This window comes from Pontiella sp., from assembly GCF_041622395.1.
Classification (GTDB): domain Bacteria; phylum Verrucomicrobiota; class Kiritimatiellia; order Kiritimatiellales; family Pontiellaceae; genus Pontiella.
Window position 1 is genome coordinate 1 of sequence record NZ_JBFJYW010000144.1, and the last position, 9465, is coordinate 9465.

The following is a 9465-nucleotide window of genomic DNA, read 5'->3' on the forward strand; positions in this document are numbered from 1 at the left end:
CGCCTGTTTTGCCGCTGATCGTAATTCTTACACCGCAGGGATGTTTGAAATTCCGTTGGCTACCTTTGCCGCTCCGGTCTATAAAACCGGCTTTCTTCAAGTCCTGAATCAATTCGCGGATCTTACGTGGTATGCGGAAATGATACTAAAGTAGTATCAATATGTCAACGCGCGTTTGTCTTGGCTTCCGGTGGATTTGAATTAGTTTGTCCCCAATCAGTTTGTCGAAAACAGGAGATTCCATGCCCGAACTACCGGAAGTTGAAACGATCGCGCGGCAACTGCGGGCGCGGGGCGTCGAGGGGAAGACGATTCTCTCGGCCAAGGTATGCTGGGCCAAGATGGTTGAGCCGTTGTCCATCGCCGCGTTCTCCCGGGCCATCGAAGGAACAACGATCGTGCAAATTTCGCGCGTGGGGAAGTGGATGCTTTTTTCGCTGTCGTCGGGCCAGACGATCATGATCCATCTGCGGATGGCGGGATCGTTTTCGATGAAGCAGGGGAGCCATGACCGTTTGGTCCTCAAGTTGTCGGACGGATTGAACCTCTACTACCGCGACACCCGGAAATTCGGGCGATGGAAATTGGTGGATGATCCCAATGAAATCCTTTCGCAGCTCGGTCCCGACGCGCTGACGCCCGCCTTCTCGCAAACCTATTTCATCGAAGCGATGCGCAAGCGGCACCGCATGATCAAGCCGCTGATTCTCGACCAGTCGATCGTGGCCGGGCTGGGGAACATCTATGCCGACGAGGCGCTGTGGGAATCGAAGGTGCATCCGGAACGGATTTCGGATTCTTTAACGGATGCGGAATTGCTGGCCCTATTCAAAGCCATCAAGCAGGTGCTGACGGTCGGCGTAAACAATCGCGGCACCTCCCTGGGCGATGGAAAGACCAACTATCGGCAAGTGGACGGCGAGACCGGGGAAAACCGGGCCGTTGTAAACGCCTATGGACGGGGCGGGAAGCCGTGTCCGCGCTGCAAAAATCCACTCGAAAAGACGGTTGTCGCCCAGCGGGGAACCACCTTCTGCCCGGCGTGCCAGACGATTTAGTCCAATAAAAACGGGGGATTTGACGAAAAGGTTAAAAAAGCATCCACATTCCTGTTTACAAACGGAACGGGAATGGTACTGTTTGTTCCGTTGTTTGGAAACGATAACGGTAAAGGAGATTAAAATGGTTAAGATTGGTCAAGAAGTGCCTGAGTTCAAAATGGCCGCATTTCAGAACGACGAAATCAAAGACATCAAGCTGTCCGACTACAAAGGCAAGTGGGTCGTGATTGTTTTCTATCCGGCCGATTTCACCTTCGTCTGCCCGACCGAACTTGAAGACGTGGCTGCGCTCTACCCGAAATTCCAAGCCGCCGGCGCCGAGGTGATCTCGGTCAGCACCGACACCGCCTTTGTCCACAAGGCTTGGCACGACGAGTCTGCCGCAATCGGCAAGGTTAACTACCTGATGGGTGCCGATCCGACCGGTGCCGTAAGCAAGCTGTTCGGCGTCTATATCGAAGAAGAAGGCTTGGCCCTGCGCGGCACCTTCATCATCGATCCCAACGGCGTGCTGAAGACCGCCGAAATCCACGACCTCGGCATTGGCCGCAGCGCTGCGGAAGCCCTCCGCAAGCTCGAAGCCGCAAAATTTGTACACGAACACGGCGACCAGGTTTGCCCGGCAAACTGGACGCCCGGTGGAGATACCCTCACCCCGGGTCTCGACCTCGTAGGAAAAATCTAACTTCCCCTGGTTAGTTAACACCCCAAGCAAGGGGGCGCGGTGCAATGCCGCGCCCCCTTTTTCATTGGGTTCCCGCCTCATCCCGGCGAGCGGCGCGCACTTGCCGGGCCCTCGCCCCAAGGTAAATGGTTTTCTTGCTCGCCCGCCGCGTGCCGGTTTCGCTTTACTGCGCCGCGTTATGTTCATTGATACCCACGTACATTTTGACCGGTTCGTGAAGGATGGTTCCTTTGCGGAGATTTTGGAGCATGCCAAGGAAGCGCAACTCCATGAAATGGTGGCCATTGGCGGATCGGCCGAGGCCAATGCACTGTCGCTGAAACTGGCGGAGGAATATCCGGGCCGGATCTTCGGCTGCGCAGGCTACGACCGCGACGAGGCGACCGAAGGCTACGACCTTTCCGCCCTGCGGGAGCAGGTGGCCCATCCGCTGGCGAAGGCGGTCGGCGAAACCGGATTGGACTATTATTACACGGCCGATACCGCCGCCGAGCAGAAAAAACTTTTCAACGAAAACCTGGCGCTGGCCGTCGAGTTTGAAAAGCCGGTGGTCGTCCATAGCCGCGATGCCGACGCGGATACCATCGCCTTGCTGAAGGATTATGCCCGTGCCTGGAAGGGGGAGCCGGGGCGTTGCGGCGTACTCCATTGCTTCACCCGCGACACCGCATTTGCGCGGCAGGTGCTCGATCTGGGCCTGATGATTAGCTTCAGCGGCATCGTAACGTTTCTCAACGCCGATCCGTTGCGCGAAGTGGCAACCTATGTCCCCGACGACCGCCTGCTGATCGAAACCGATTCGCCGTATTTGGCCCCCGTGCCGATGCGCGGCAACCGTTGCGAGCCGGCTTTCGTGGTTCATACCGCTAATCGCCTTGCCGAACTTAGGGGTTGTTCGGTAGACTTCATGGCGAATTTAACCGCAACGAATGCGCGGACGCTGTTCGCCCTTTAAAATTCGAGGATTGCAAATGAGATTTTTATTGATGTTGCTGGCAACCGCCTCCGTGGCGGTTGCCCAAACCAATCAAGTTGCCGAAGCCGACGAGGCCGTCCGGGTCCGGGTTACGGGCGACCGCGTCAGCCTGCGCGCCAAACCGAGCCTCGAAGGCGAGTTGCTCGACCGCGCCATTCGCGGCGAGGAGATGGTTTTTTTCGGCCAAACCAACGGATGGGTGGCGGTCCAGGCCCCCGATAGCCTGAACTTTTGGGTGGCGGCCGAATACATTCAGAACGGGATCGTTATGCCGAAGAAGCTGAACGTCCGTTCGGGGCCGAGCATCAACTACAACGAGGTGGCCATCCTCGAGCGGGACGACACGGTGTCGGTCCGCGGGGAGTTCAACGACTGGCTCAAGATTGCGCCGCCCCTCGGTAGCCGCGTGTGGATTAGCGAGGATTATGTCGAGTTCGTCGAACCGCCGAAGCCCGAGCCGATGGTGGTGGCGGAGGAGCCTCAATCCGTGCCGGAACCCGTGGCCGAGCAGAATCCCGAACCGCAAGAAGAGCTGTCTCCGCTGATGCTGGTGCTCGACGAGGCCAAGCCGCAGGGGAAGGTTGACCGGATTCCCGGCATCCTGCGCCGCGCCAACCCCGGTCTCTACAAGCTGGTGCTCATCGCCGGGGAAATCGAGGAGCCGATCTGCCTGGTGCGCGGCCGCGAAAGCCAGCTGGAAAAGCTGCTCAACCGTTCCCTGTTGATCGAGGGCAAGGTGTATTGGGTCAAGGACGTCAATCTGCCGGTCATCCAGCCCGATAAAATCAACCTCGACCCGATTATCAAAGATTAGGTCCACGGTCGCATGTCCGGTAGGCACAGCGCGGAAGGGGGGAATCGGATGGCCTTCGACCGCGCCAAGCGCGCCTTCCTGGATATGGTCTATCCCCGCAACTGCGTCGGTTGCGGGATTTCTTCGCCGGAAACGTTCCGCTTTATCTGTTGGGACTGCTGGTCCGATGCCGCGAAGGTCGAGCCGCCGTTTTGCGGCTTGTGCGGCGACCCGGTGGCGGGGGCGGTCGACCACGGGTTCATCTGCTTTTCCTGCTCCGCGAAAAAGCCGGCGTTCGACGGGGCCCGGTCGGCCGCGCGCTATGAAGGCGTGGTGGGCGAGGCGCTTCGCCAACTCAAATACGAAAAGGCGATCTGGCTGGCCCCCGACCTTGCCGAAATCCTGCGCCACTGCCTGATGGCCGAATATCCGGGCCAAACCTTCGACCTCATCGTCCCGGTTCCGCTCTACCATGTGCGCCGCCGGGCGCGCGGCTACAACCAGTCCGCGGTGCTGGCTCAGGAGCTCGCAAAGCGTATCGGCTGCCAAACCATCCCTTCCATGCTGCGTCGAATTCGCCCCACCGCGACGCAAACAAATTTGACAGCTCCGATGCGGCTTAGTAACGTTCACAACGCTTTTCAATCTAGGAGAGAGAAATGGCTGGCCGGGCGGCGCGTTCTTCTGGTCGATGATGTGATGACCACGGGAGCAACTGTGAATGCATGCGCAAAAGCCTTGAAACAGGGTGGGGCAATGTCGGTACATGTGCTGACGGTGGCGCGCGGATAACGAGAGGATTTGAAAATGGCTTTGTTTGGCGGCAGCAAGAAAAACTATTCAACGATCACCGTGAAAAAACGCGATGTGCCCGACGGGCTCTGGATGAAGTGCCCGTCCTGCGGCGAAATCGTCTATAAGGAAGAGGTGGCCACGAACCTGGAGGTCTGCACCAAATGCGGCCACCATTTCACCCTCGGACGCCAGCAGCGCATCAACCTGCTCTCCGACGAAGGGACCTTCGTCGAATGGGCCGGCGGCATCAAATCGGTCGATATCCTCGGGTTCACCGGACAGCAGTCCTACATCGACAAGCTCGAATCCAACCAGAAAAAATCGGGGTGGGACGACGCCATAACCGTCGGCGGTTGCAAGCTCAACGGGCGCGACATCGGCCTCGGGGTCATGGACTTTTCGTTTCTCGGCGCCTCCATGGGCAGCGTAGTCGGCGAGCGCGTGACCTATCTGATTGAACGCAGCACCAAGGAACGCCGCCCGATTCTGCTATCCTGTGCCTCCGGCGGGGCGCGCATGTACGAGGGGTTGCTCAGCCTGATGCAAATGGCCAAAACCAGCGCCGCGCTCGCTCGCCATGCCGAAGCCGGGCTTCCCTACATTCCAATCCTGACGCACCCGACCATGGCCGGGGTCATGGCGTCCTTCGCCACCCTCGGCGATCTGATCGTGGCCGAGCCCGAAGCCCTGATCGGTTTCGCCGGACCGCGCGTGATCAAGGAAACCACCCAGCAGGATCTGCCCGAAGGCTTCCAGCGCGCCGAGTTCCTCCAGCAGCATGGCCTCATCGATATGGTCATTCCGCGTTGCGAACTCCGCGAACGCATGATCCTCGTACTCGACTACCTCTGCGACAATTAGCAAGCGCACCATCGCGAAACGGCTTCGTTTCAGGGGTTCCTCATGGCATATCTGGGTCAATTCGTTACGATCTGGCTTAAATTCGCTTTCATGTTCACGCCCTTTTTCGTGCTGACCATGTTTCTCAGCATGACGAAGGACTACGATGCCGGCGAGCGGCGGCGCTTGGCGCTGCGGGTCACGGGGGCGGTCGTTATCCTGTGCATCGGATTTTTCTTTTTCGGGCAGGTGGTGTTCAAGTTGTTCGGCATCACGCTCGATGCCTTCCGTATTGGCGCCGGGGCCTTGCTGTTCCTTTCGTCGGTGGAGCTCGTGCAATCGCGCACGGAAAAGATGCCGACCAATGGCGGCGACGATGAGGATTTTGCCGTGGTGCCGCTCGCCATGCCCATCGTGATTGGCCCGGCCATCATCGGTGCCCTTTTCATTCTTGGCGCGGAGCTCGACACCACGACGGAGCGCACGGTCGGCATTTTGTCGCTGGTGGCCGCCTCGCTCACCTTGGGCGGCATTCTGCTGGTCGGGGCCTACATCGAAAAGGTGGTCGGGAAAAAGAACCTGCGCATCCTCAGTAAGATGACCGGGCTGATTCTTTCGGCGCTGGCCGCCCAGATGATCTTTACCGGGATTCGGAGCTTTCTGTCGTGAACCCGGCGGTCCAGGCGCTTTTCGATCGAACCACGGCGGGCATCAAGCCCGGGTTGGACGTCATCTCGGCCCTGCTCGATGCCCTCGGGAATCCGCACCGCCGGCTGGCGGTCATCCATGTGGCCGGAACCAACGGAAAGGGATCCGTCTGCGCCATGCTTGAATCGGTCTTGCGCGCCTCCGGCTTCAAGACCGGCCTCTACACCTCGCCCCACCTCGTCGATTTTTCGGAGCGCTTCCGCATCAACGGCGAACGGATTCCGGAGCAAGCGCTGAACGGCTATATCGAGCTGATGGAGCGAAAGGCCGATGAAACCGAGCAGGCCACGGGCCTGCGCGCCGCAACCTTCTTCGAAATCTCCACCGCCATCGCTTTTCAATATTTCGCCGACGAAGGCGTGGAGGTCGCCATCATCGAAACGGGCATGGGCGGCCGGTGGGATGCCACCAACGTGGTGATTCCGCTACTGTCGGTCATCACGCCCATCGACATCGACCACACCAACTTCCTGGGCAACACCATCGAGGCCATCGCCGCCGAGAAGGCGGGCATCATCAAGCCCGGCCGCCCGGTCGTCAGCGCACCGCAATGCGAAGCCGCCATGGCGCAACTGCAAAAGGCGGGCGAACCGGTTATCCGGAGTTCGGAAGCCGTTTCCGTCGCCAAGGTCGGCGAACCGCAAAAGCTCAAGATCGAAACCCACTCGCGCAACCTGCCGCCGATCAATCTGCCGTTGCTTGGCGAATGCCAGCGCCAAAACTGTGCCGTCGCCGTTGCCGCGCTCGAAGTGCTGGCGGATATGCTCGATGCGGAACTCGCATTTAAAAAGGGGCTCGAAGCGGTCGAGTGGGCCGCGCGTTTCCAGACGTGGTCTGCCGATCCGCTGGTCATCCTCGATGGAGCGCATAACCCTTCGGCCAGCCGGGCGCTGGTGAAAACCCTCAAGGAGCTCTATCCCCATAAACAGATCGGCTTCATACTCGGCTTTTTGGGCGACAAGGATGCGGTCGAATTCCTGCGCGAGCTCAAGCCGCTCGTCTCGCGGGCCTGGACCATTCCGATCGATGCGCCGCGCGGAACCACGGCCGAGCAAGCCGCCGCTCAGTGCCGGGTTGCCGGAATCGATGCCGAACCCTCGACCGTTGCCGAAGCCTGGGCCGCCGCCACGAAATGGGCTTCCGGTCCCGACCGCCTCGTGGTCGTCACCGGCTCGCTCTACATGAAGCAGATGCTTCAAGCAGTCGGAAAAAGCTTATAGCCCTTCCCATAGATCGAAAGAATGTACCTCGGTTCCTTGGGGGCGGGCTCAATCTTTTGGCGGAGCTTGACGATATGGTTGTCGATCGTGCGGTTGGTCGGGAAGGCCGCCATGCCCCAGACTTGGTCGAGAATGTCGGTGCGCGAAAAGACGCGGCCGGGCTCGGAGGCCAGCAGGCGCAGGATGTCGGCCTCGTATCGGCCCAACTCTTCGGTTTGGCCGCCCGATTCGACCGTAAGTTTCATGAAATCGATTCGGACATCGCCGAGCTGTAGGCTCTTGATCTCCGCTTGCGGCGCGGTGCGGTTGAGCACGGCCTTCACGCGGGCGACGAGTTCGAGGATGCTGAAGGGCTTCACGACATAGTCGTCGGCGCCAAGCCCGAGGCCGCGGAGCTTGTCGGCCTCGGTGGATCGGGCGGTTAAGAAAATGACGGGCGTGTGGTCGTTGTTGGCCCGAACTTGTTCCAACACCTGGAAACCGTCGAGGTCCGGCATCATGACGTCGAGCACGACGAGGCGGTATTTTTCTGCGAGCAGGCGGTCGAGCGCCTGCTGTCCGCCATAGGCGCAGTCGATCTGGAACCCCTCGTATTCGAGGTTGTCGCGGATGGCGTTGGCCATCGCCATTTCGTCGTCAACCACCAGTAGTTTCATTGCGCTCCTTCAGTCGAACCGTGAAGACCGTACCTTTCGGGCGGTTGTCGGCCACCTCGATTGTCCCGCCCATTTTTTCGGCGAGCCGCTGGGCCACGTTAAGCCCGATCCCGCTGCCGCGCCGGGCGGTCACCTTGCTGTCGTCGGATCGTGTGAACTCGTCGAAAATAGGCTTCTTGAGTTTGTCGGGTATCCCGATCCCCTGATCCGCGACGGTGAGGATATTCCACCCCTTGGAAACGTCCAACCCGATTTCTATGATTTTGGTCCCGTCGGAATATTTGATGGCGTTATCGAGCAGGTTGAAAAGGATCTGGGAAAAGGCGAGGGGATCTGTCCGGGAAATTATGTCCGGCTTGATGCGCTGCTCAACCTTGAAGCCTTCTGTTTCAAAGCGGGAGGCAAACGATTCGATAATCTGCCCGGTGCAGTCGGATAGATTCACCGTTTCAAGATGAATGGTCAGCTTCCCGCGTTCCATGCGCGAGAAATCCAGCACATTGTTCACGATGCCGCTAAGCCGTTCGGACTCGGTGAGGATGGTCTGGTGATATTCCGCAACCTTTTCCGGCGGAATGCGCCCGTGATGGAGCGTTTCGGCATGCAGGCGAATGAGCGACAGCGGCGTGCGCAGTTCGTGCGATACCGTCGCGATGAACTGCGTGCGAAGCGCGTTCAGCTTTTGGCGTCGCTGGGCGGATGCGGCCATGCCGGCCAATAGGCCAGCACCGAGTAGTGCCATCAGGGCCATGATCGTATTGCCCGTCCGGTATTGTCGTCGAATATTCCGTTGGGCTTCGGCAACGGTTGCTTTGGGGATGGTGGCGTAGAGCCCCGGCGCGATTTCCATTCCTGCGGTTTCATCCGCCGAACGGATCAATTCGACCGGCGGCGCGGTTTCGAGCCGGGGGGGGTAAAGTACGGCCCGTCCGTCCTCGCGGACGGAGAGCGTGCGTTCGTTGATCGTCGTCCGGTAGGCGCCTTTTTGCCGCGTCAGGTATTGATCGATACGCTCGGCGGTCGCTTCCTGTTGCTTCAGCCAAGCCGCGATCTGTTCGAGGTTCGGTACCTGCGCGCCCAGCATATCGTTGAAAAACAAGCGCTGCGATTCCGTAAGTGCGGGCGAGGATTGATGGATCAATGTCAGCAGGCAGCAAACGGATCGGACGTCTCGCTCAAATTCCAATACGTTGAACCACGCGCCGATTTTTCGATAGAGATCGTCCGCAGTTTTTACCTTTAGCTGCGCCGCCGTTTTAAAATGGGGCAGGGCGGCTTTGTCGGGCAGCGCCGCCAATCCGCTTCGGAATGCTTCTTTGGCCTCCTTGTCGGAGACCGTTTCCGCCAGCCCCGCCGTGCAGGCGGGAACCACGCCGTTGGGCAGAATTAAAAAATGTTCGGGAAAGTCGGCGACGCTGGAAGCCTCGTCTAGAATAAGCGGTTGCTCGGCTCGTGCGAACAGTTCGTCTTCCTGTTGTTCGAGTTCCTTCCGCAGATGCCTAACCTGCAACCGCAACTCCCGTTCGAACGCAATTTCCACATTGGCATTGGCCGATGTGAAATGATTGCGATTGAGCACAACCGCCGTCCCGAACAACCCCGCCATCAGTAGGAGCAGTCCGGCATTCAGCAGATATCGTATGCGCATCAGGTTCATTTATCGGAAGTCTAGTGGCGGATATAGATACCAATGGAGGAAACCTTGCCATCTTCAATACAGAAGCTGGTTGC

Annotated in this window: 10 protein-coding genes; 8 read left to right on the forward strand and 2 right to left on the reverse strand. The window is 59.1% G+C overall.

Translation table 11 applies throughout. The features are described 5' to 3' along the window. Positions 1-242 precede the first annotated feature (242 nt). From mutM to ABYO54_RS09620, 8 genes are all read left to right on the forward strand, one after another. On the forward strand, positions 243-1058 hold the full coding sequence (mutM, locus tag ABYO54_RS09585; RefSeq protein ID WP_372808031.1) for a bifunctional DNA-formamidopyrimidine glycosylase/DNA-(apurinic or apyrimidinic site) lyase: 816 nt from the start codon (positions 243-245) through the stop codon (positions 1056-1058). A gap of 124 nt (positions 1059-1182) precedes the next feature. Next, entirely contained in the window at positions 1183-1746 is a 564-nt protein-coding gene (locus ABYO54_RS09590) for a peroxiredoxin (RefSeq protein ID WP_372808032.1), read from the forward strand. A 178-nt stretch (positions 1747-1924) separates the two neighbouring features. Further along, entirely contained in the window at positions 1925-2701 is a 777-nt protein-coding gene (locus ABYO54_RS09595; RefSeq protein WP_372808033.1) for a TatD family hydrolase, read from the forward strand. Between the two features lie 16 nt (positions 2702-2717). Continuing rightward, positions 2718-3536, forward strand: coding sequence for an SH3 domain-containing protein (locus ABYO54_RS09600; RefSeq protein ID WP_372808034.1), 819 nt, complete (start codon positions 2718-2720; stop codon positions 3534-3536). A gap of 48 nt (positions 3537-3584) precedes the next feature. Further along, the gene (locus ABYO54_RS09605; RefSeq protein ID WP_372808035.1) at positions 3585-4307 is read left to right on the forward strand and encodes a ComF family protein; all 723 of its coding nucleotides are present in this window, start codon (positions 3585-3587) and stop codon (positions 4305-4307) included. Between the two features lie 15 nt (positions 4308-4322). Further along, the gene (gene accD / locus ABYO54_RS09610) at positions 4323-5171 is read left to right on the forward strand and encodes an acetyl-CoA carboxylase, carboxyltransferase subunit beta (RefSeq protein WP_372808036.1); all 849 of its coding nucleotides are present in this window, start codon (positions 4323-4325) and stop codon (positions 5169-5171) included. A gap of 42 nt (positions 5172-5213) precedes the next feature. Continuing rightward, on the forward strand, positions 5214-5819 hold the full coding sequence (locus ABYO54_RS09615; protein WP_372808037.1) for a MarC family protein: 606 nt from the start codon (positions 5214-5216) through the stop codon (positions 5817-5819). Next, positions 5816-7078 (forward strand): folylpolyglutamate synthase/dihydrofolate synthase family protein, encoded by a 1263-nt coding sequence (locus ABYO54_RS09620; RefSeq protein ID WP_372808038.1) that lies wholly within the window; start codon positions 5816-5818, stop codon positions 7076-7078. Before ABYO54_RS09615 ends, ABYO54_RS09620 begins: the two co-directional genes overlap by 4 nt. On the opposite strand, the gene ABYO54_RS09625 is transcribed toward ABYO54_RS09620, so the two are convergent. Both ABYO54_RS09625 and ABYO54_RS09630 read right to left on the reverse strand, forming a co-directional pair. Continuing rightward, positions 7054-7734, reverse strand: coding sequence for a response regulator transcription factor (locus ABYO54_RS09625; RefSeq protein WP_372808039.1), 681 nt, complete (start codon positions 7732-7734; stop codon positions 7054-7056). The two genes, ABYO54_RS09620 and ABYO54_RS09625, sit on opposite strands and share 25 nt — an antisense overlap. Further along, complete coding sequence (locus tag ABYO54_RS09630; RefSeq protein WP_372808040.1) at positions 7715-9382, reverse strand: sensor histidine kinase; 1668 nt, start codon at positions 9380-9382, stop codon at positions 7715-7717. The genes ABYO54_RS09625 and ABYO54_RS09630 overlap by 20 nt, the downstream gene beginning before the upstream one ends. Between the last annotated feature and the right edge of the window lie 83 nt (positions 9383-9465).

Excerpts from the sequence above, each read along its gene's own strand:
- mutM (WP_372808031.1), top strand. The coding sequence starts at position 243 with ATGCCCGAACTACCGGAAGTTGAAACGATCGCGCGGCAACTGCGGGCG.
- ABYO54_RS09590 (WP_372808032.1), top strand. The coding sequence starts at position 1,183 with ATGGTTAAGATTGGTCAAGAAGTGCCTGAGTTCAAAATGGCCGCATTT.
- ABYO54_RS09595 (WP_372808033.1), top strand. The coding sequence starts at position 1,925 with ATGTTCATTGATACCCACGTACATTTTGACCGGTTCGTGAAGGATGGT.
- ABYO54_RS09600 (WP_372808034.1), top strand. The coding sequence starts at position 2,718 with ATGAGATTTTTATTGATGTTGCTGGCAACCGCCTCCGTGGCGGTTGCC.
- ABYO54_RS09605 (WP_372808035.1), top strand. The coding sequence starts at position 3,585 with ATGGCCTTCGACCGCGCCAAGCGCGCCTTCCTGGATATGGTCTATCCC.
- accD (WP_372808036.1), top strand. The coding sequence starts at position 4,323 with ATGGCTTTGTTTGGCGGCAGCAAGAAAAACTATTCAACGATCACCGTG.
- ABYO54_RS09615 (WP_372808037.1), top strand. The coding sequence starts at position 5,214 with ATGGCATATCTGGGTCAATTCGTTACGATCTGGCTTAAATTCGCTTTC.
- ABYO54_RS09625 (WP_372808039.1), bottom strand. The coding sequence starts at position 7,734 with ATGAAACTACTGGTGGTTGACGACGAAATGGCGATGGCCAACGCCATC.
- ABYO54_RS09630 (WP_372808040.1), bottom strand. The coding sequence starts at position 9,382 with ATGCGCATACGATATCTGCTGAATGCCGGACTGCTCCTACTGATGGCG.